Source organism: Vibrio sp. D420a (assembly GCF_030248625.1).
Lineage (GTDB): Bacteria > Pseudomonadota > Gammaproteobacteria > Enterobacterales > Vibrionaceae > Vibrio > Vibrio fortis_A.
The window spans coordinates 550,493-571,855 of the sequence record NZ_JAHGAN010000002.1; the positions used below are offsets into that span (position 1 = coordinate 550,493).

17 protein-coding genes are annotated in these 21,363 nt (G+C 45.0%); 11 read left to right on the forward strand and 6 right to left on the reverse strand.

Translation table 11 applies throughout. The annotated features are described in order from the left end of the window. Nucleotides 1-216: 216 nt before the first annotated feature. Nucleotides 217-870: a GTP cyclohydrolase I FolE gene (folE, locus tag KI743_RS03295; protein ID WP_150870299.1), complete on the reverse strand. Its 654-nt coding sequence runs from the start codon at nt 868-870 to the stop codon at nt 217-219. A gap of 188 nt (nt 871-1,058) precedes the next feature. Between folE and moeA the strand changes: the two genes are divergently transcribed. The 7 genes from moeA (at nt 1,059) to KI743_RS03330 (ending at nt 9,869) form a co-directional block, all read left to right on the forward strand. Then, the gene (moeA, locus tag KI743_RS03300; RefSeq protein ID WP_285464912.1) at nt 1,059-2,294 is read left to right on the forward strand and encodes a molybdopterin molybdotransferase MoeA; all 1,236 of its coding nucleotides are present in this window, start codon (nt 1,059-1,061) and stop codon (nt 2,292-2,294) included. Between the two features lie 12 nt (nt 2,295-2,306). Next, on the forward strand, nt 2,307-3,065 hold the full coding sequence (gene moeB / locus KI743_RS03305; RefSeq protein ID WP_285464916.1) for a molybdopterin-synthase adenylyltransferase MoeB: 759 nt from the start codon (nt 2,307-2,309) through the stop codon (nt 3,063-3,065). 254 nt (nt 3,066-3,319) lie between these two features. Further along, nucleotides 3,320-5,464: an LruC domain-containing protein gene (locus KI743_RS03310; RefSeq protein ID WP_285464918.1), complete on the forward strand. Its 2,145-nt coding sequence runs from the start codon at nt 3,320-3,322 to the stop codon at nt 5,462-5,464. A gap of 5 nt (nt 5,465-5,469) precedes the next feature. After that, nucleotides 5,470-6,006 carry a hypothetical protein gene (locus tag KI743_RS03315; RefSeq protein ID WP_373417790.1) on the forward strand — a complete coding sequence of 179 codons (537 nt, stop codon included), beginning with the start codon at nt 5,470-5,472 and terminating at the stop codon, nt 6,004-6,006. Nucleotides 6,007-6,151: 145 nt separating this feature from the next. After that, on the forward strand, nt 6,152-6,475 hold the full coding sequence (locus KI743_RS03320) for a hypothetical protein (RefSeq protein ID WP_150870293.1): 324 nt from the start codon (nt 6,152-6,154) through the stop codon (nt 6,473-6,475). Between the two features lie 66 nt (nt 6,476-6,541). Then, complete coding sequence (locus KI743_RS03325) at nt 6,542-7,384, forward strand: sulfurtransferase (protein ID WP_285464922.1); 843 nt, start codon at nt 6,542-6,544, stop codon at nt 7,382-7,384. Nucleotides 7,385-7,571: 187 nt separating this feature from the next. Continuing rightward, entirely contained in the window at nt 7,572-9,869 is a 2,298-nt protein-coding gene (locus KI743_RS03330; RefSeq protein WP_285464924.1) for a bifunctional diguanylate cyclase/phosphodiesterase, read from the forward strand. Between the two features lie 91 nt (nt 9,870-9,960). Here KI743_RS03330 and KI743_RS03335 read toward each other — a convergent pair whose 3' ends face one another. Then, complete coding sequence (locus tag KI743_RS03335; RefSeq protein WP_152469676.1) at nt 9,961-10,968, reverse strand: sugar-binding transcriptional regulator; 1,008 nt, start codon at nt 10,966-10,968, stop codon at nt 9,961-9,963. A gap of 458 nt (nt 10,969-11,426) precedes the next feature. On the opposite strand from KI743_RS03335, the gene tal reads away from it, so the two are divergent. Together tal and tkt are read left to right on the forward strand one after the other, a co-directional pair. Beyond that, nucleotides 11,427-12,377 carry a transaldolase gene (gene tal, locus KI743_RS03340; protein ID WP_004737207.1) on the forward strand — a complete coding sequence of 317 codons (951 nt, stop codon included), beginning with the start codon at nt 11,427-11,429 and terminating at the stop codon, nt 12,375-12,377. A gap of 79 nt (nt 12,378-12,456) precedes the next feature. Continuing rightward, the gene (gene tkt, locus KI743_RS03345) at nt 12,457-14,448 is read left to right on the forward strand and encodes a transketolase (RefSeq protein WP_285464933.1); all 1,992 of its coding nucleotides are present in this window, start codon (nt 12,457-12,459) and stop codon (nt 14,446-14,448) included. Between the two features lie 49 nt (nt 14,449-14,497). On the opposite strand, the gene KI743_RS03350 is transcribed toward tkt, so the two are convergent. Beyond that, on the reverse strand, nt 14,498-14,968 hold the full coding sequence (locus KI743_RS03350; protein WP_150896600.1) for an Lrp/AsnC family transcriptional regulator: 471 nt from the start codon (nt 14,966-14,968) through the stop codon (nt 14,498-14,500). 152 nt (nt 14,969-15,120) lie between these two features. Here KI743_RS03350 and KI743_RS03355 point away from each other — a divergent pair, with 152 nt between their 5' ends. Further along, entirely contained in the window at nt 15,121-16,083 is a 963-nt protein-coding gene (locus KI743_RS03355) for a hypothetical protein (protein ID WP_285464936.1), read from the forward strand. 76 nt (nt 16,084-16,159) lie between these two features. Here the strand turns inward: KI743_RS03355 and KI743_RS03360 are convergent, their stop codons facing one another. From KI743_RS03360 to KI743_RS03370, 3 genes are all read right to left on the reverse strand, one after another. Beyond that, entirely contained in the window at nt 16,160-17,722 is a 1,563-nt protein-coding gene (locus tag KI743_RS03360) for a methyl-accepting chemotaxis protein (RefSeq protein ID WP_285464938.1), read from the reverse strand. Between the two features lie 217 nt (nt 17,723-17,939). After that, nucleotides 17,940-18,875, reverse strand: a complete 936-nt coding sequence (lpxL, locus tag KI743_RS03365; RefSeq protein ID WP_150896603.1) for an LpxL/LpxP family Kdo(2)-lipid IV(A) lauroyl/palmitoleoyl acyltransferase — start codon at nt 18,873-18,875, stop codon at nt 17,940-17,942. A gap of 252 nt (nt 18,876-19,127) precedes the next feature. Further along, nucleotides 19,128-20,303: an MFS transporter gene (locus KI743_RS03370; RefSeq protein WP_285464941.1), complete on the reverse strand. Its 1,176-nt coding sequence runs from the start codon at nt 20,301-20,303 to the stop codon at nt 19,128-19,130. A 160-nt stretch (nt 20,304-20,463) separates the two neighbouring features. Here KI743_RS03370 and KI743_RS03375 point away from each other — a divergent pair, with 160 nt between their 5' ends. Next, nucleotides 20,464-21,360, forward strand: a complete 897-nt coding sequence (locus tag KI743_RS03375) for a LysR family transcriptional regulator (protein ID WP_285464943.1) — start codon at nt 20,464-20,466, stop codon at nt 21,358-21,360. Nucleotides 21,361-21,363: the final 3 nt, after the last annotated feature.

The following is a 21,363-nucleotide window of genomic DNA, read 5'->3' on the forward strand; positions in this document are numbered from 1 at the left end:
AACTCTAACCCGTCATTCCCGAGAAGGAGGGACGACTGAGTCGGGGATTTATCGCCAGCACAAACACACATATGTTTAAAGAAACTCCCCATGACGCTTGCTGTCGCGTTAGGCAATGGTGCGAATCAGATACAAAAAAGCCCCGCAGAATGCGAGGCTTCGAATGTTTCTTGTCGATTTAAATAGTGAAATCGAACTTATCTAATCAATCGTAGATTAGCGTAGACCGTGCAAGAACTCATGACGAGTTGCTGGGTTTGACTTGAAAATACCGCCCAGTGCCGTTGTGGTCGTTTCACTCGTTGCATCCATAACACCACGAGACTTCACGCAGTAGTGAACTGCATCCATTGTTACCGCAACATCATCCGTCTCAAGCAGAGTTTGAAGTGCAACAAGAATTTGCTGAGTCATGCGCTCCTGAACTTGTGGGCGCTGAGCAAAGAAGCGAACAATACGGTTGATCTTAGAAAGACCAATGATTTTACCACGAGGAATATAAGCAACCGCCGTTTTGCCATCGATAGTTACTAGGTGGTGTTCGCACGTGCTGGTTACTGTGATGTCTTTCACACGTACCATTTCACGAACGCCCATCTTATTTTCGATCACGGTGATTTTAGGGAAGTTGGCGTAATCCAAACCAGAGAAAATTTCATCGACATACATTTTAGCAATACGATGCGGTGTTTCTTCCAAGCTGTCATCGGTTAAATCAAGTTCTAGAAGAGTCAGAATCTCACGCATATGGTGTTCGATTCGTTCCTTTTTCTCTTCACGGCTTACCTGATTCGGGCTCATTGGTGTTTCTAACCCGCGGCTCGCTAGCGCATCTTTAACCAACTTCGCTGATTCGCTAAGACCTGACATTGAACTTCCTCTTCTATTACCCCTTTTGGATGGCAGACAAGGATACTCGGAATTTTGAATAATTACACCCATATTTTAAGGGAGGTCATTATTTACGGGCCTCAAACTATGCTAAAGTGGCATCAATTTCGTTGATACCGATGTACCAACAAACAAATCAAAATAATAACGATCAAAGGAATTCAATTATGGGCTGTTGCGACGCTCCGGGCTTAATGCCAATTGAAGAAGCACTTGATAAGCTGCTATCACCAATTACACCAATTCAAGACACACTATCACTGCCGTTGGCGGATGCTCTAGGTTACGTTCTTGCTGAAGATATTCTCTCACCTATTTTTGTTCCTCCTTTTGATAACTCAGCAATGGACGGTTATGCCCTTCGTCTAGCAGACCTAGAAAACGGCAATACACTCCCACTCGCAGGTAAATCATTCGCAGGTCAGCCTTTTGAAGGCGAATGGCCACAAAACACCTGTGTGCGCATCATGACTGGCGCTAAAATTCCAGAAGGTTGCGATGCGGTCATCATGCAAGAAAATACGCGTGAAACCGAAAACGGCATCGAGATTCAGCAAACTGACATCAAGCCGAACAACAACATTCGTCCAACGGGTGACGACATCAAGCAAGGAGACGTTGTGCTGAGTAAAGGCGAACGTCTGACACCTCGTGACATTCCAATGATCGCGTCTCTGGGTATTAGCCACATTCAAGTGCTGCGCAAACCTAAGGTTGCTTTCTTCTCTACTGGTGACGAGCTTAAGCCTTTAGGTCAACCACTAGAAGATGGTCAGATCTACGACAGCAACCGCTACGGCATTAAGCCTCTGATTGAAGCCTTCGGCTGTGAAGCCATTGATTTAGGCATCATTCCTGACTGCCCTGCTACGCTTAAGCAAACATTCGAAAAAGCGCAAGAGCTCGCTGATGTTGTCGTGACTTCTGGTGGCGTGAGTGTTGGTGAAGCGGACTACACCAAAGACATTCTTGAAGAACTTGGTCAGATTGGTTTTTGGAAACTCGCAATCAAACCGGGTAAGCCTTTTGCGTTTGGCGAACTAGAGAACGCTTGGTTCTGTGGTCTTCCGGGCAATCCAGTATCCGCAGTTCTGACTATGTACGTACTCGTACAACCGATGCTCGCTAAATTGGCCGGCAACACAGCGTGGAAGGCACCTGAATCTATTCCAGCGACAACGCGTTCAGCATTTAAAAAAGCACCGGGTCGTACCGACTATCAACGTGGTATCTACACCATCGAAAATGGTCAGTTTGTCGTCGAAACAACCGGTAACCAAAGCTCAGGCGCGTTCCGCTCGATGAGCCTTGCGAACTGCTTTGTGGTACTTGAACGTGAGCGCGGTCGTGTCGAAGCAGGTGAAGCTGTTCAAATCCAACTGTTTAATTCAACACTCTACTAACGAGGCTTGTTAATGGAAATTCTGTCTGATGCGGAGATGCTTCGCTACAACCGCCAGATCATTCTTAAACAGTTCGATTTTGAGGGACAAGAAGCCCTCAAGCAAAGCTCCATTGTTGTGTTGGGCGCAGGCGGCTTAGGCTGTGCAGCGTCCCAATATCTGGCCACAGCGGGTATTGGCAAGCTCACGCTCATTGATGATGACGTAGTAGAGCTATCTAACTTGCAAAGGCAAGTGTTGCATACCGATGCTGACGTCGGAAAGAAAAAGGTCGAATCGGCAGCTGAATCACTCAAACTGCTGAATCCTCATTTGACTGTAGAGACAGTCGACCGACGTCTGTCAGACGATGAACTCAGTAATCTGATTAGATCACACACATTGGTGCTGGATGCATGTGATAACGTAGAGACACGTAATCAACTCAATCGATTATGCTACCAAGCGAAGGTTCCATTAGTCTCTGGAGCAGCAATTCGTATGGAAGGTCAAATCAGTGTATTTACCTACCAAGACGAAAATGCTCCTTGCTATCAATGCTTAAGTGCACTGTTCGGTTCTGCTGCGCTTAGCTGCGTTGAGGCTGGCGTTATGGCACCTGTTGTAGGTATGGTCGGCGCTGCACAGGCTCTAGAAGCCATTAAAGTAATAGCGCAATTTGGCTCTCCGAAAGAAGGTAAACTTCTTATCTTAGATGCGATGTCACACAGTTGGCGTGAAATGAAATTAATGAAAATGCCAACTTGCACAGTGTGTGGCGAATCCAAGTAAACATCGCACTGTACTGTCTCGTTCTAAAACACGTTTATTAGAGCCTCACTCCTTGGATTGAGGCTCTTTTTCTATCCGCTTCCACTTATTTTCATTTTGAAAACTCTCTTCGCTACTTGGCTTATTTCGACGCCAATTCAATTCTCATTTTGAGAAAACTAAGAGACAGAAACATAAAACCAATAAATACAACAACTTAAAAATGGCATAAGAATTGATACTCATACAGTATCTTCCATTACAAGGATGTTGATATGAGAATCCCAACGTTAAGTTTGCTACTCGGTGCCCCGCTTCTAGCTCAAGCCGCGCCATTCGACACTTGCCCAAGCAAGGCATACCTATTTCAATCAACGCCAGTTCAAGTATATGGCGTCAATCTAGTCACAGGGTCTACAACGCTGTTGCAATCAGACACAGGCATGAACGCCAATATTAATGGTGTCGGTTTTAGCTTTGATGACCGCTATATCTACGGTTACGACACTACTAACAAACGCATCGTAAGACTGGGATCTAATTTCCAAGCTGAAGTCGTTAATACCAGCGGTTTACCAACCGACCACACCTTTTATGTTGGCGATGTTTATAACAGTACTTACTATCTATATCGCACTGGCAAAGGACTGTTCACAATCGACTTAACGCCGCTCGCGTCAGACCCCAACGCAGTCTTACCTGTTGTAAAAGTGTCTGATATAGCCACGGTTAAGCTCACTGACTTCGCATTCCACCCAAGTGACGGCAAGCTTTACGGAATCGATAACAACTCAGGGGTGCTCTACTCCTTCGACCCAACCACTGGCGCCACAACCTCAATTGGTGATACCGGGGAAACGGGTACGTTTGGTGCGGGCTATTTCGATGTTAACGGTAACTACTACGTATCACGTAACCAAGACGGTAAAATCTACCGTGTGAATCTATCTCCAGATAACGCGGCCAATATTGTTGCAGGTATCGTTCCTGCCGTTGAGTTTGTATCTAACGGCCCTAGCTCTAATCAGAATGATGGTGCTCGTTGTGCAAACGCTCCTGTTATTGACGAAGACTCCAACATCGATTTTGGTGATGCACCAGACAGCTATCTAACACTGCTTAATAGCAACGGCCCGCGACATGAGCTCGATGGTGTGACTTGGCTCGGCAGTGAAGCCCCAGATGGCGAGCAAGACGGTTTTGTATCTCCACAGTCCGATGAGACAACCGGTATAGATGATGAGTGGACCAACGGCGGTATCGGCTTTGTTACTGCGCTTGAGGCTGGGCTTGATTCTAAAGTGATGGTTGAAGCGTCAACCACGGGTTATCTGTCTGCTTGGATAGATTGGAACCAAGATGGTAGCTTTGATGGTGAGAACGAAAAAGTGTTCGCTGACTATCAACTATCTGCTGGTGAAAACGAGCTTTTCCTCAACGTCGACGTTAACGCCTTAACCGGTACGACGTGGGCTAGGTTCCGTTTCAGTCAACAGACCAACCTCGAGTATTACGGCGGCTCAACGTCCGGTGAAGTTGTTGATATTCAAGTCGATGTACTAAATGACGGTGCTACCGCTCGTTACTTCCCAAGCGCATCGGGTTACGCCACTCTCGCGTATGAAGATAACTGGCCTTACAAAGCTGACTACGACATGAATGATGCCGTACTTCGTTACCGAATCACGGAGATCTTAAAAGATGGCAAAGTCGTCAAATCAACGATTGATGGTCGTCTGGTGGCTGTCGGCGCGGACTACCTTAATGGCTTTGCGGTTCGCCTTCCGAACTTAGCGCCAAGCTCTGTCAACACTGGTAACTCTTACATGAAAGAGAATGGTGTGTTCACGTCTCTCAATATGGAAAGCGGTCGCAGTGAAGCCATTTTTGTTGTCGCTGAGAACCTGACTGAAAAAATCGCTACCAGTTGTGATTTCTATCGTACACAAAATGGTTGTAAAGACGATGAACAATTTGCTTTCCAAATTGGTATTTCATTAGACGGTGAAGGCGTTGACACTAGTGCTTGGACAGATATGCCGTACGACCCATTCATCTTTGCGACTCCTGGTCACTACCACGGTCCAAACTTACCGTTACACCCAGGTCGTAGTTGGGAAGTCCACTTGGCTGATCAAGCACCAACTGAAGCCTTCGACAGTGCAAACCTATTCGAGACTGGCCTAGGTGTTGATGACAGTAGTCCAAGTGAGGGCAAGTACTTCAAAACAGCAGAGAATCACCCTTGGGCATTAATGATTACGTCAACAGCCGAGTGGGAATGGCCACAAGAACGTGTAGACATCGTAACGGCATACCCACAATTCAAGACGTTTGCAGAGTCTGGCGGCGAAGATGCGACAACTTGGTTCCAGTCACCTGAAGCCGGCCAATGTTATGACTTGAGCTCAGAGGAGTAATCATGATGAATACGCAAATGAAATCCTCAAAACCATATACTAACGGTAGTAACACTGAGTCGTCAGCACTACAGGAAACACCAACAAAAGGATGCAGAGCCATGGTTAAACAAGCTTCGTTAATTTCACTGCTCGCTAGTACCACTTTGATCTTTGGTTGTGGTGGAGGTGGCGGCGGAGGTGGCGGTTCAACGGCTGCACCCGCTCCAGCAGTGGCAAGCACGATGTCCGACTTAACCGTACCCGATGGTTTTGACTACAACCCGGTAGAACAGCACGACCTTAATATCGATATCAGTCATATATCAACTAACCGTTCATTCGTATCTGTATATAGCCGCTATTCTGAACGCAGTGACGCGACTTTTAAGCCAGACTATTCAAGCAGATTGCTGGCTGGCTCTTTGAACAATGGGCAGTTTAATTCTTCATTTACCGCTCCAATCAGCGAGGAGAACATCCTGATTGAGATCTGGTTCTATGATGGTCAAGCGCCGCTTCAGCAAATTGTTTCATCCGATGTGATGCAAGTGACCTGGTAGATATTCGAGTAAATACAAGCGAGCCTATTTGGGCTCGCTTTTTGTTGTTAGTTGCCTCACGAACTCGCGCATCTTTATACTCAATTCGTTATAACTGGCGTATCTTAAAACTAACTGCACATAGTCTAGGAGCTCAAACAACTCTATGAAACAGCTAAAGTTGGCGTTTGTTATTCTAGGTTTGGGGGTTGTAGTTTTAGTGGCGTTGATTCAATTAACCACCCCTTCCTCCAACACTGTAGAAAAGCGGGCGACCGTCATGGCGAATACCCTTACCCAATCGCTTGATGGCCATCGTCGCTATCTGACTTTAAAACTTGATGATGAGCCAAGCTTTCGATTGTCAGTCCCAGCAACTATTGAATGCCCCATTGATTCTATAGTGATTGTTGATGCATTATTGAATCAATCAACCGGGCAACAAAGTTATAAATATCAGCGCTGTATTGCCGCAGACACCACCCAATAGCTTGCCCAAAGTTCACCTTTGTAGATATATCAATTCAAACAATAACAACACAGGAAGTGGAGTACTATGACTCAACCTCTGATCACACCCGCTCAGTTGAACGAGCTGTTAAAACAGCAAGACGTTATCCTTCTCGATGCCAGTATCGAATTTCAAATTCCGGGCGAAGCAGAAAAGATTACTGACCAATACATCCCTGGCTCGGTAAAATTCGACTACGACAAAGATTTCTGTGATAAGCATACCTTGCTTCCTCATATGTTTCCGACCGAGAAACACTTCAATGAACGTGCTCAAGCGCTTGGCATAAACAATAAGAGTACCGTCGTGGTGTATGACAACGCAGGCACTTTTGCTTCACCACGCGCTTGGTGGATGTTCTTAGCTATGGGGCATACCAATACTCTGATTCTGGATGGTGGTTTACCAGCGTGGGTCGAAAGTGGCTTTGAGACAGTTCCAAGTTACAGCACCGTTGATGCCCTTGGGGACTTTGAAGGAGTGCTAGATAAGAGTTACTTTATCGATGCAACTCAAGTCAACGACTACTCTAAAACGCAACAAGCCAATATTCTAGATGCACGCTCTCAAGCACGTTTCGACTCTAAAGTACCAGAGCCTCGACCTGGGTTGAGAAGCGGCCACATTCCACACTCTGTTTGCCTACCCTTCGCACAAGTTATGGAAAATGGGCGCTTAAAGTCAGAGCAAGAACTGAAAACAATCTTCAGCGGATTAGAGATACAACAACTGCCTATGGTTTTCAGCTGCGGCTCTGGTGTTACGGCTTGTATCATTCTTCTGGCTGCAAAAATTGCAGGGCACAACAACCCAATGAGTGTTTATGATGGTTCATGGACTGAATGGGGAGCAAACGAAGAATTGCCAATAGAGGTCACCCCAAAATAGAAATAACGGTAAGAATGTCACAATAAAAGGTCTAGACAACAAATAATTTTGATCGAAACAATACTGAGTCGCTATGTGTTTTGTTACTATACAACAGAATAAATACGGCGTTCTTTTTTACAATTTCGATTCAAGGTTTCTCAAAATTGGCCGTTACATGAGTGTTATCTAGACCCAAAGGCGTTGTATGGCTGTATTCAAAAAAAATATCTGGACGTTGTACGTATTGATCGTACTGCTGACTTTGATACTTTTTTCTGCGTTTGGGCTTATCAAATGGCAAACTAACCGAGACGACTTCACCCGCCAACAGCACATGCAGTTGGAGCTATTTTCGAACTCTATTGAATCGCTTCTAACTAGCCAAGAGGCGCTACTAGAAGTCGTCGGTCATCAATTACTCCAACAATCTGATTTTACTCGTACTGCAGCAATTCAAATTCGTCCTATCTTGGACAAACTGCTCGACACTCACCCGGCGATCGCCGCTTTTGGTTTGATCAATCCTAAAGGTGAATACTTAGCCGTTAGCTCAAATTTGATGCTGACTGAGCAGCGCAATCTTCTCGACTATGACTACACCCGTGACTCCTTTTTAGAGGCGATTGAAAGCCAAAAAATGGTGTTAGGTCGTACCTACTTCCAGGACTCCCTTGGCACACTGATCATCCCTATTCGTAAATCGATTTCCACCAACGGCACTGATGTCGCCGCGGTAATGACGGCAGGATTGAAACTTAACAGTACCATCCTATTTAAAAAGAACGTTAACACCGCTGAGTACAACAGCTTGAGCCTGCTGCGCGACGACCTTTATCGTCAGTTCTATTCAAAGGATGTGGTTTCACTACGAGCCTACTCTACTCCCGTTGACGCCAATATGGTCGAGCACATCGCCAAAAGCTTCGCCAAGTCGTACAACATAAAAATTCAAGACGCTAAAGAGAGTGGAAAGATCTACTCTGCGATCGTTGAACAAGAAGGCAATAACAGCATTGTCACCACTACGTACCTGAACGATTACAAACTTTGGGTTATCGGCACAACAGAACTTGCGTATGTAGATAAGGTTTTCTGGGAAGAGTTTAGCATCTACATTGCTGTGTTCTTGCTGCTACATGCTTGCTTTTACGCACTGGTTAAATCGATTTCCAAGAGTGAGCTTCGCACTCGTAAGCAGCTGATTTATCAAGCGAATCACGACCCATTAACCTCGCTACCGAATCGATTCTATATGCGCCAAAACATCAGTAAATGGCTTGATGATGAGAAACATCCGTTTACCTTGTTGTTTATTGATATCGACAACTTTAAGAGTGTGAACGACACTCATGGGCATGACTTTGGCGATAAGATCCTCAAGCAAATTGCGCTTCGCTTGAGCCGTTTCCAGTCACGCCTGAGCCTTGTTATTAGGGACTCAAGTGATGAGTTCTTATTCTTAACGCCCTTGACCAATGAGAGCGAATTGCACCGTTTGGCGGAAAGAATAATCGAGGTGTTATCGAAACCTTATGACGTAGACGAATCACAATTCCTATTAAGCTGTAGTATCGGTATTGCACAATTCCCGCAACACGGTACGGACCTCGATAGCCTTCTGCGTTCAGCCGACATATCAATGTACAAAGCAAAACAACAGCAGAACTCGTACAGCATGTTCACAGCTGAGATGCAGGAAACTCACTTGTATAAGATGAAGGTGGAACAAAAGCTAAGAGTCGCCGTTGAGAAACAGACACTCTTTATGGTGTTCCAGCCTCTCCTATGTGCAGATGGCAGTGTTCATGGTGTGGAAGCTCTGGTGCGCTGGATTGACGATGAACTAGGTTTTGTACCACCTGACGTATTCATCCCCGTGGCAGAAAAAACCGGGCTGATGCCAAGATTAGGCGCGTTCATCATTGAATCCAGTGTCCAACAGATTGCGCACCTACACCGAATTGAGATGTTTAAACTAGGTTTATCGATCAACATCTCTGTGCGTCAATTTATGCATGCTGCATTTGCAGAGCATCTATTTGCGACACTTGAAAAGTATCAATTCCCGAGTGACTACCTAACGCTGGAGATCACCGAAAACTTATTCATAGAAGACGTACAACAAGTGCGTCCTATCTTTGAATCGCTCAACGATATAGGCATTAAGATCTCACTGGATGATTTCGGTACAGGATACTCTTCTTTGAGTATGCTTAAGGCATTACCAATCTACGAACTGAAGATTGATAAGAGCTTTATCGAGAACATTAACTGCGATGCTCAATCTTTGACGATGGTTCAAAACATCATTGCCATCGGTAAAAACTTTGGCATGGTGGTATTGGCAGAAGGTGTCGAGACCAAAGAGCACTTCGATGTCCTAAAAGCTTGTCACTGTGATTTAATGCAGGGCTATTACTTCTCTCGTCCATTACCGTACGAAGAACTTAGCCAATATCTGAAGCACTATTCACCTTCGACAAAAGAAGAGTGTGAAGCATAAAAAATGGAAGCGTGTGCTTCCATTTTTTAATCTCATTGCCTAGCAAATCCAACCGAATCTCGCTAAATAACTAAACTCATTGGCAAATCAGTTATTTGGCACTCTCGCCTTTTTCGGCATATTTCATCTGCTCATCCAAGTTAAGAACGGTCAATGCGTTGCTTACGCTGGTTGCTATTACATCAACCACGCCAGTTCTTAGAGCCCCCAACAACGCGAGCGGTTTACTGTTCTCTGCAGCAATGGCAATCACCTCTGCAATCGGGCGAAACTCTTCCAATCCCAAGCCAATAACACGGTCACTCATTACTGTGTTTGCCGCTTTACCATGTACGTCAAAAAAGTCGTAGCCTGCGAAGTCACCGACGACACCTTGTAGTAAACGAGATTGAACTACCTCGCCTGCGGTAAACCAGCCTAAGTCAACCATGTAGCTGTTTTCACTCATGTCACCGATACCCACTAATGCCACATCGGCCTTTCGAGCGAGATCGAGTGTTTGCTTAACTGTGCTGTTTTCCATGAATGCGGTTTTTTGAGCCTTGTTCTCCGCATAGGCTGGAGCATACAGAGTTTCCGATGAACCACCGTACTTTTTCGCCAGCTGACGGCAAATGTGGTCGGCATTGAACATACCGCCTCTTGGGTGAATGCCTCCGATACCACACACGAACTTACAATCACGTGGGGTAATTACACCAGTGTGGTGTGCAACAGACGATACGTTGCGGCCTTGACCCACTGTCACTACCATGCCGTTTTTTAAGGTGCTGGTTAAATAGTTAGATACTAAGCCAGCTACTTGAAGACGTTGCTGCTCTTCGTTCGGCTGATCCAGAGCAACAAGTGCGCGCTTGACACCAAAGCGCTCAATTAAGCGTTGTTCTATTTTAGCGCTAAATACTGGGTGGTACTTTACTGTAATTTCTACGATACCTTCGTCTCGAGCTTGCTTGAGCATTCGACCAACCTTTGCACGAGAGATTGAGAACTTTTTCGATATCTCTTCCTGTGTCGCACCGTCTTGATAGTAGGCAACCGCCACTTCAGTGAGAAGATCAGTATTTTCTTCCGACACATCTTGAATATTCTTACTCATATACCACCCAACAACTATTTAACAATTTATTCACCTAAATAAGCAGCAAATGCCCGATAGCAAAGCAACTGTCGCATCAGTTTACACCATGAATATTTGTAATGGTAGAAAACAAATGCTCACAACAATCAATATCACCAAAGTGTAATTGAACTGCTCAATACACAACCATTAAACGTTTGCTTTCAGACCCCGTGTTTATTGGAGTAAATTATATTTGATTAAAGTCACTTTACTGCACTATTTGCCATTGACTTTGCCGTGAGATCGGATAAATATGGCTTCATCATTTACTCAGCCAACGAACATATGTTCGAAGCAAATGTTCGTCAGCTCGAAATTTTAAAATTAATGAACAACTGAACCAATGATTTGGTGATGAGAAGTTTATTAGCTAGCTTGCAAATGCCCACATCTCTCTTCACACGAGATGTTATGCGATAGATAGGATGATCAAAATGAGCAACAAATTAGAGCAACTTCGTAAACTAACGACAGTAGTAGCAGACACTGGTGAAATTGATGCAATCAAAAAGTACCAGCCAGAAGACGCAACAACTAACCCATCTCTGATTCTTAAAGCGGCTCAAATCGAAGAGTATGCGCCACTTATCGATGCTTCAATCGAATACGCTAAAGCACAAAGCGCTGATAAAGCACAACAAGTACAAGACACTTGTGACATGCTTGCAGTAAACATCGGTAAAGAAATCCTGAAAACAATCCCAGGCCGTATCTCTACTGAAGTTGATGCTCGTCTTTCTTACGACACTGAAGGCAGCGTTGCTAAAGCTCGTCAGCTAGTAAAAATGTACAACGATGCTGGCATCACTAACGATCGCATCCTAATCAAACTGGCTTCTACTTGGGAAGGTATCCGTGCTGCTGAAATCCTAGAGAAAGAAGGCATCAACTGTAACCTAACGCTTCTATTCTCATTCGCACAAGCTCGCGCATGTGCTGAAGCTGGCGTATTCCTAATCTCTCCATTCGTTGGTCGTATCATGGACTGGTACAAAGCGAAAGAAGGTCGTGACTTCGAAGCATCTGAGGATCCAGGCGTAATCTCAGTAACTGACATCTACAACTACTACAAAGAGCACGGCTACAACACTGTTGTTATGGGTGCAAGCTTCCGTAACATCGGCGAGATCCTAGAACTTGCTGGTTGTGACCGCCTAACTATCGCTCCTGCTCTTCTAGCTGAACTAGAAGCTGCTGAAGGTGACGTTGTAGAGAAGCTAGTTGACTCTAAAGGCTCTAAAGAGCGCCCTGCTCCAATGACTCACGCTGAGTTCCTATGGGAGCACAACCTAGACGCTATGGCAGTTGAGAAAGTTGCAGAAGGTATCCGCAACTTCGCAGTTGACCAAGGCAAACTAGAAGACATGATCGCAGCTAAGCTGTAATCACACAGAATTAAAAAAGGGGAACGTTTGCGTTCCCCTTTCAATTTCCAATTCCAATATTTAAACACTGGTAGTTATTATGGACCGTAAACATCTAGCTAATGCTATTCGTGCTCTAAGCATGGACGGCGTACAACAAGCAAACTCTGGCCACCCAGGCGCACCTATGGGTATGGCTGACATCGCTGAAGTTCTTTGGCGTGATCACCTAAACCACAACCCGTCAAACCCAGAGTGGGCTGACCGCGACCGTTTCGTTCTTTCAAACGGCCACGGCTCTATGCTGATTTACTCTCTGCTTCACCTAGCGGGCTACGAGCTATCAATCGAAGATCTTAAGAACTTCCGTCAACTGCACTCTAAGACTCCAGGTCACCCAGAGTACGGTTACGCACCGGGTATCGAAACAACAACTGGCCCTCTAGGTCAAGGTATCACTAACGCTGTTGGTATGGCGCTTGCTGAGAAAACTCTAGCAGCACAATTCAACAAAGAAGGCCACGACATCGTTGACCACTTCACTTATGCATTCATGGGTGACGGCTGTCTGATGGAAGGTATCTCTCACGAAGCATGTTCTCTAGCAGGCACGCTAGGTCTTGGTAAGCTTATCGCTTTCTGGGATGACAACGGCATCTCTATCGACGGTGAAGTTGAAGGTTGGTTCTCTGACGATACTCCTAAGCGTTTTGAAGCTTACGGCTGGCACGTAATCCCAGCAGTAGATGGCCACAACGCTGAAGCAATCAACGCAGCAATCGAAGCCGCTAAAGCGGACCCACGCCCTACTCTAATCTGTACTAAGACTATCATCGGTTTTGGTTCTCCAAACAAATCTGGTTCACACGACTGTCACGGTGCACCACTAGGCGCTGAAGAAATTGCAGCTACACGTAAAGAACTTGGTTGGGAGCACGGTCCTTTTGAAATTCCGTCGGAAGTCTACGCAGAGTGGGATGCGAAAGAAGCAGGCGCAGCTAAGGAAGCAGCGTGGAACGAGAAACTTGCAGCTTATGAAGCAGCACACCCTGAGTTGGCAGCTGAATTCAAACGCCGCGTAAACGGTGAACTTCCTGCACAGTGGGAAGATAAAGCAAACCAAATCATTGCTGATCTTCAAGCTAACCCAGCAAACATCGCATCACGTAAAGCGTCTCAAAACGCACTAGAAGCGTTCGGTGCTATGCTACCTGAATTCCTAGGCGGCTCTGCTGACCTTGCACCTTCTAACCTAACTATGTGGTCTGGTTCTAAGTCTGTTTCTGCTGAAGATCCAGCGGGTAACTACATCCACTACGGTGTACGTGAATTCGGTATGACAGCGATCATGAACGGTATCGCTCTGCACGGTGGTTTCGTACCATACGGCGCAACATTCCTGATGTTCATGGAATACGCTCGTAACGCAATGCGTATGGCTGCTCTGATGAAAGTTCAGAACATCCAAGTTTACACGCACGATTCTATCGGTCTTGGCGAAGATGGCCCAACTCACCAACCAGTTGAGCAAATGGCTTCTCTACGTCTAACTCCAAACATGAGCACATGGCGTCCATGTGACCAAGTTGAGTCTGCAGTCGCTTGGAAACTGGCTATCGAACGTAAAGACGGCCCAACGTCTCTAATCTTCTCTCGTCAAAACCTTGCACAGCAAGAGCGTAGCGAAGAGCAAGTAGCTAACATCGCGAAGGGTGGTTACATCCTGAAAGATTGTGAAGGTAAGCCAGAGCTAATCCTTATCGCTACAGGTTCTGAAGTTGAGCTAGCGGTTAACGCTGCAGCTGAACTGACAGCTGAAGGTAAGAAGGTACGCGTAGTATCTATGCCTGCAACTGACGCATTCGACAAACAAGACGCTGAGTACCGTGAATCTGTACTTCCATCTGACGTAACAGCTCGTATCGCTGTAGAAGCTGGCATCGCTGACTTCTGGTACAAGTACGTTGGCTTCGGTGGCAAGATCATCGGTATGACAACATTCGGCGAGTCTGCACCAGCAGGTGAGCTATTCAAGATGTTCGGTTTCACTACTGAAAACGTAGTAAACACAGCGAAAGAGCTTCTAGCTTAATCTCTGCATCTCGAAACTAAAATGCCCCGCTCGTTGAGCGGGGCATTTTTTATTGGATCTCTTCAACATTGACTTCAGTACTGAACTTTACGGTTTTGGTCGACACTGAAGTATGAAACTTTCTAATGTTCTTATCCTGATGCAGCACCCTTTCAATAAAGCGCTCATAGGCTTGAATGTCGGGTACTGAAACAATGATCAGGAAGTCATAGCTTCCGGTGATCTGATAACACTGTGTGACTTCAGGAGCCTGCTCAATTGAACGCCTAAATACACTGTAGATATCCCCTCTATCGCGTTCCATCTCGACGGATACTATCAGCGTCATTTTGTTTCCTGCCAATGCTGGGTTAATCAGCGCGACGTCACCAACAATGATCTTGCCTTCTCTAAGTCTCTTAACACGCTTCAAGCAAGCGGGTGGAGACAGCCCAACGGCTTCGGCCAGATCGATATTGGCAATTCGATTGTTCTTTTGCAAAAGGCTCAAGATACTTCTATCAATTCGATCTATTTCCATATATTTCTCCACACCCAGAATTTGCGAAATAAATTTATCACTTATCGATAAATAAAAAATAATTAGCTCAATTCAACTCTAAACTGGTTAATCATATTTCTTATGAATATCTTACCATTCATCCTATCAGTTGTAATGAAAAGGATGAAACAATGAGAAAGTTCCAAAATTTCTTCTCCGAGCTTTGGCGCGAAATATTTGATGTAACTTGGACACTATACAAGTTGATGATCCCAATCATCATTATCATCAAAATCGTTGAAGAGATGGGCGGCATCACGCTACTGAGCGAATGGCTAAGCCCCTTAATGAGCTTTGTCGGTTTACCTAGCGAGATGGGGTTGGTATGGGCTACAACCCTTCTAACGAACATTTATGCAGGCTTATTGGTCTTCATGAACACCAATGCTGAACTCAGTGTCGCACAAGTATCGGTATTAGGTTCATTAATGTTGATTGCACACTCACTGCCGATTGAAGCCGCCGTCGCTAAACGAGCGGGTGTGAGTGTCTTTGCGACTATGGTACTAAGGCTCGGTGGCGGCTTATTGTTTGCTTGGATACTTCACCAAATTTATACATGGGGTGGTCTACTAGAACAAACGGCACAAGTAATATGGGCCCCAGACTTAAACAGCGAGCAGACTTATCTTGAGTGGGCTTGGAGCCAAGTCGAAAGCCTGTTTATGATTTTCATCATCATCGCTGTGCTGTTGTTTACACTTAAAGTGCTAAAGATGTTAGGTATCGAAAAGCTAATCGCCATTGCACTGCGTCCCGTTCTGCGAGTGTTGGGTATAAGCCCTGAAGCGACCAATATGACTATCGTCGGCATGACTCTAGGAATATCTTTTGGTGGAGGCTTATTGATCAATGAAGCAAATAAAGGACATATCCCCGCACGAGATATCTTTACAGCAATCATGCTGTTGAATCTGGTCCACAGTATGATCGAAGACACGATTCTTATTATGTTAATTGGCGCGGATTTCATCACTATTTTCTGGGGCCGGCTGTTGTTTGGCTTAATCGTGGTTGCACTGATCTCCCACGCACTCAAACGCATCAGTGACGTCACGTGTGAAAAGTATCTCTACAAGAGCCTCAATGGCTAGGCAAGAGCTAAGAAACTAAAAAAGAAAAGCCCCGCGAGTGCGGGGCTTCATATTCTATGTGGTCCAATTGCTAGCGTTACTTCTCTTCAAAACGCTGCGCAAGTAGATGGAACTCCCCGACTTGATTCTTTAGATCGTTTGAGTTCTCTTTAACTGAATGTGTCGCCGCTTGGTTTTGTTCCGCCGTAGAAGCGATTGACTGAATATGCAGGTTTACATCGCTAGTCAACTGACGCTGTTGGTTAGCTGCGCTCTCAACAGACTGCATCAATTGATTCATTTGCCCCATTAGCGACTCAACCTCAGATAAGCGCTCTGAACTTACCTGTGCAGATTCACCACACTTTGCTGTCTGAGCTTGGTTATCCAAGATATCACGCTGCCATCCTTCAATGGTATGCAGCATGGTTTCAATGCTCTCTTTGATCTGTACAGTTGCTTTTGAAGTGCGACCTGACAGTGCACGAACTTCATCTGCTACAACAGCAAAACCACGGCCTTGCTCGCCTGCACGTGCCGCTTCAATTGCAGCGTTGAGAGCCAGCAAGTTAGTCTGTTCTGCGATGCCACCAATCTCTTCCATCATTTTGCTGACGCTCTGAGCTTGATCGCTCAACTGATACGTTGTTTGAGTCGCTTTTTCAGCCTGTACATTCAAACTATCAAGGTTACTGTGTGTTTGGTCGATGCTCTCTTTAGCACTCGCACACGTCTTAAAGGTGATATCTACAATTTGGTGCGCTTCTTGAGTTGTCGATGACACTTCATTGGCCGTCACTTCAACTTCCGCAGTTGCTTCACGCACTTCAAGAATGTCTTTGGTTTGTTGATCAAGCGCTTCCGTTACTTGGTAAGAAGTCGCGCTTAAGTTATCTGCCAAGTCTTGAATTGGCTTCGCAGAATCTGTCATTCGACCTAATACAGTACGAATACGAGCCGAAGCCAACTTAAGGTGAAAGTCTGCAACCGAGAATTGACTATTGCCCGAGTAAACTAAGCGACTAACACTATCAAACTTAGATTGAAGCTTTTTAAGCTCGCGCGGTGTGTCGATAAGCTCTTGTCTAAATAGCAGTGCCAGTGCAGAAACAGGCAGTAAGCTGAACAGCCACTGCGCAGCCTGACCTAGATCCATCATGTTCGATAGAACCGGCGCTGAAAGTGATCCGAGAAGAATAGCGTAGCGAACACTATCACTGATCTGCAACGACCATTGACGACCATTCTTCTCTGCCTTCAATAGACCTTGATACGCTTTATCTGCGATTTGTACCCATTGAGCTTTAGGCTTCACACGAACCGACTGATAGCCACTGATTGCACCATTGTCGTAAATTGGCGTCACATAGGCATCCACCCAGTAATAGCCGCCCGACTTGGTTTTATTCTTAACAATGCCACGCCAAGCCTTACCTTGTTTGAGGTTAACCCACATGTCGGCAAACGCAGCTTTAGGCATTTCATCGTGACGAACAATATTGTGGTTTTGACCCAATAGTTCATCTTGTTCATATTCTGCAATGCGACAAAACGCCTCATTACTGTAGGTAATCACACCTTTTAGGTCGGTCGTCGATACCAGCTGATCGGTATCGTTTAAAAGTGTTTCACGTCGTTGAGAAGATAGGCTGGCAGTCATTATTCGTTGCTTATTGGTATTTATAGTTTTAGCAGGCGAATATATACAATTATTGAAATTATGACAAAATATGAACCTCACATTTTACGCAAATGACGGTACTTTGTTCGTTTCTTATCGTAATAGGTCACAAATACAACAAAGCCTCGGATTGACACCCAAGGCTTAATGGAAATTATGAACAGAATTCTGTTATGTAATCTTTTGTACAAATAGGTTATGCATAGCGACAAGGGCCGATATGATCTTCAGGCAGGGTCTTGTACCTTCTGTGTAACCACATCCAAGCACTGATGTCTTTTAAGATTAACCGCTCAATTTCTTGGTTCATGACTTGCGCTGCAACTTCTGGCTGCTTACGTGGGAACTTATCACTAAAGTCCTCGCTGATCTGCAGCTCATAAACACCACCTTTTCTGACACTGACTCCTGACATCACTGCACACTTGGTCGCATCAATTAAGAAGCCAGTGCCCGCCGTGGTTGAAGCTTTGTCGACACCAAAGAACGGCACGAATACAGAAGCATTTGCTCCGTAATCATGGTCAGGTAGATACCATAGACGATTGCCAGATTTAAGTACCTTGAGCATGCCTTTTAGATCAGAGCGATCAATCATTTTATGCCCTTTACGCGTTCTACCATGATGCTGAATAAACTCGTAAGCGGCGTTACTATGTGGTCGATACACACCGTAACCCGGTGCAAATAGACTAAAAATTCTTGCTGTCATTTCTAAGTTTAGAAAATGGCCACATGCCACCAGCACGCCTCGTCCATTCTTTTCTTGCTCAAGAATAAGATCTTTACCCACAACACGCATATGGCGCTTTACTCGCCAATCTGGCCAGAACCAAGCCATACCTGTTTCAATCAGAGCCATTCCCGCGTAATCAAAATTTCGGCGAACTAACTTCTCAACTTCTTGCTCGGATAACTCAGGAAATGCTAACTCAAAGTTACGTCGAGCCACCTTCGCACGTTTACTAATAATCAACTTTGCAAGCTGACCAACGCCCTCTCCAATAAAAACTAATACTCGATAAGGTAGAAGATTCACTAATAAAGCTAAAAAGCCAAAACCAAACCAGACACACCAATATTTTGGCAACAACAAAGACAACGTTAACTTTGGACGTTCTACTACTTTCATTACGCCTCCTAGAATAAAAGCGGCGCAATTATACATATGATTCATAAAAAAAAAGTAAATATCGAATAAAGCTATGCATAAAATCTGTCGATTATGGGATTACAATCCACAATCCCAATAAAAGATGGAGAAAGTTTGAACTTTTTAATTATTTATCAAATATTTAACAATACAACATTCAAAAAAAGTGCTCACCTAAACAGGGCGAGCACTTCAATTAAAGTGGGTTTATAGAAGCTGATGTTGATTGAATTACTGAGTCAATGAAGGGCGGCTCGCTTTCTTAGCACTAAACGCAAACACCATGATCACCAAAAGAACAAACGGTAATACGTAGATGTTAAGCATTTGCCAACCAACCGTAGATTCAAGCCACCCAGAGAGAAGAGCAGTGACACTAACGCAGCTAAATACCACAAACTCATTCAGGGCCTGCGCCTTAGACTTGTTTTTCGCTTGGTAAGATTGACTAAATAACCCTGTGGCCGCAATGAACATAAAGTTCCAACCTACCCCCAGTAACACAAGCGCCGATCTGAAGTGCCAAATTGACTCACCGTGAATATTGATAGCGATACACAACAAGAACAGTACTGCTCCAGCTAGAATCATACGTTTTGCCCCAAATTTCTCGATGAGTCCACCCGTGAAGAATGCAGGGACGAACATACCTAATACGTGCCACTCAATCACACCGGCGGCTTTGGTGAAATCAAAACCACATCCAATCATCGCAAGCGGAGTTGCTGTCATTAGAATGTTCATCACGGCATAAGCGACCATAGCGGCAAACACCGCACCCACGAAATTGGGCGCTTTGATCATGGTACACACAGGGTCTGGCTTGACTTGTTGGGTTGTTAGATTGAACTTAGGGAATTGAACAGTCTGGAGAATAAGCAGTGCCAGTACGTTCAGCCCGATTAGAGATGCAAAAGCGCCGATATAAAGACTATCTTGTGACCACTGCTGAGACATTACCGCCAAGTTTGGCCCTAATACGGCTGCCAGAACACCACCTGCCATTGAAATCGATATCGCTCGATGGCGCGCATCTTCACTACACACTTCAATCGCAGCAAATCGATACAAAGTACCAAAGCCGATACCAACGCCGAGTAAAAAGGTCGCAAAGCAGAACAGGTAAAAGTGTTGAGTTGAGAGAGCGAACGTCGCCAAACTCGCCCCTGATATACCCACGATATTACCGATACTAAAGCCACGCTTACGGCCAAGCTTTCCAGAGATGAGAGACGCAGGAATGGTCGCCGCCATTAAACCAAGGAACTGCAGTGCAACAGGTAAAGTAATCATACTTTGGCTCGGCGCGATCTGTTTACCGATCAAACCAATCACCGAGATAAGAAGAATGTTGCCCGTCATCAATAGAGCCTGACAGAGAGAGAGTATCCAAACGTTCCTGTTCATTTTGCCACCTTTTATGCACTAGGTGGCAACTACAACAAATCAACAACAAACTTGCAACCCTTTAATCGCTGAGATTTATAACGATATCTTTATCCATTCTGACTACTATGGGTTATGCTAATTAGAGATTGTGATAATGATTTGTTATATAGGGCGCGTAATGATTAATCCGCTTTGGCTTAATACTTTTAAAACACTTGTGGAAGTGGGTCACTTCACTCAAACGGCAGAAAAACTCTATATGACTCAACCGGGAGTCAGCCAACATATCAAGAAACTAGAGCAAGCCTGCAACTGCTCCCTGCTCTCACGAGAAAACAAAACCTTCGAGCTAACCGAGCAAGGTCGAATTATCTATCGCTACGCGCTTAAGTTAAACAAAGAGCAAGAAGAGCTGTTTGAATCTCTGCGGTTTGACAACCCTTTTGCAGGTCAATGCAACCTGTCTTGCTCTGGTACCCTTGCTCTGCAGCTTTACCCCGACTTTCTCGAACTGCAAACCGAGCATCCAAAGCTCAGTATTCACGTCGAGGCTTCACCCAACCAACGAATATTCAATGATGTGTTACAAGGAACAATTGATGTAGGCATCGTGACTCAACTACCGAATGATCGAGTCTATCAAACAGAAATGATTGGTAAGGAAGCCTTGTGTCTGATTACTCACAAGAGCTTGGAAAACGTCGAGATTACTCCTGAAAAGCTCCACGAGTTGGGCCTAATCGCTCACCCTGACTCAACCCATTATCTCTCTCTGTATTTCGATTTATGTGGTGATGACGCGCTGAAAAAGCTCAATATCAACGAGCTTCCTAAAACGGGATACATTAACCAGCTCCATCAAATTCTACTGCCCGTCTCCAAAGGACTTGGATTTACGGTGCTGCCTGAAGGTGCAGTTGATAACTTCCCAAACAAAGACCAACTGCATGTAGTTCCACCCAAGGTCAAAGTGGAAGAGGCACTCTACTTAGTACAGAAGAGAAACCGTACCCTACCACGTCGATACGACACTGTGATTGACTTGATAAAACAGACTTTCGCTAACAGCCTATAAAAA

Coding starts and splice junctions, on each gene's coding strand:
- folE (WP_150870299.1), bottom strand. CDS start 870: ATGTCAGGTCTTAGCGAATCAGCGAAGTTGGTTAAAGATGCGCTAGCG.
- moeA (WP_285464912.1), top strand. CDS start 1,059: ATGGGCTGTTGCGACGCTCCGGGCTTAATGCCAATTGAAGAAGCACTT.
- moeB (WP_285464916.1), top strand. CDS start 2,307: ATGGAAATTCTGTCTGATGCGGAGATGCTTCGCTACAACCGCCAGATC.
- KI743_RS03310 (WP_285464918.1), top strand. CDS start 3,320: ATGAGAATCCCAACGTTAAGTTTGCTACTCGGTGCCCCGCTTCTAGCT.
- KI743_RS03315 (WP_373417790.1), top strand. CDS start 5,470: ATGAATACGCAAATGAAATCCTCAAAACCATATACTAACGGTAGTAAC.
- KI743_RS03320 (WP_150870293.1), top strand. CDS start 6,152: ATGAAACAGCTAAAGTTGGCGTTTGTTATTCTAGGTTTGGGGGTTGTA.
- KI743_RS03325 (WP_285464922.1), top strand. CDS start 6,542: ATGACTCAACCTCTGATCACACCCGCTCAGTTGAACGAGCTGTTAAAA.
- KI743_RS03330 (WP_285464924.1), top strand. CDS start 7,572: ATGGCTGTATTCAAAAAAAATATCTGGACGTTGTACGTATTGATCGTA.
- KI743_RS03335 (WP_152469676.1), bottom strand. CDS start 10,968: ATGAGTAAGAATATTCAAGATGTGTCGGAAGAAAATACTGATCTTCTC.
- tal (WP_004737207.1), top strand. CDS start 11,427: ATGAGCAACAAATTAGAGCAACTTCGTAAACTAACGACAGTAGTAGCA.
- tkt (WP_285464933.1), top strand. CDS start 12,457: ATGGACCGTAAACATCTAGCTAATGCTATTCGTGCTCTAAGCATGGAC.
- KI743_RS03350 (WP_150896600.1), bottom strand. CDS start 14,968: ATGGAAATAGATCGAATTGATAGAAGTATCTTGAGCCTTTTGCAAAAG.
- KI743_RS03355 (WP_285464936.1), top strand. CDS start 15,121: ATGAGAAAGTTCCAAAATTTCTTCTCCGAGCTTTGGCGCGAAATATTT.
- KI743_RS03360 (WP_285464938.1), bottom strand. CDS start 17,722: ATGACTGCCAGCCTATCTTCTCAACGACGTGAAACACTTTTAAACGAT.
- lpxL (WP_150896603.1), bottom strand. CDS start 18,875: ATGAAAGTAGTAGAACGTCCAAAGTTAACGTTGTCTTTGTTGTTGCCA.
- KI743_RS03370 (WP_285464941.1), bottom strand. CDS start 20,303: ATGAACAGGAACGTTTGGATACTCTCTCTCTGTCAGGCTCTATTGATG.
- KI743_RS03375 (WP_285464943.1), top strand. CDS start 20,464: ATGATTAATCCGCTTTGGCTTAATACTTTTAAAACACTTGTGGAAGTG.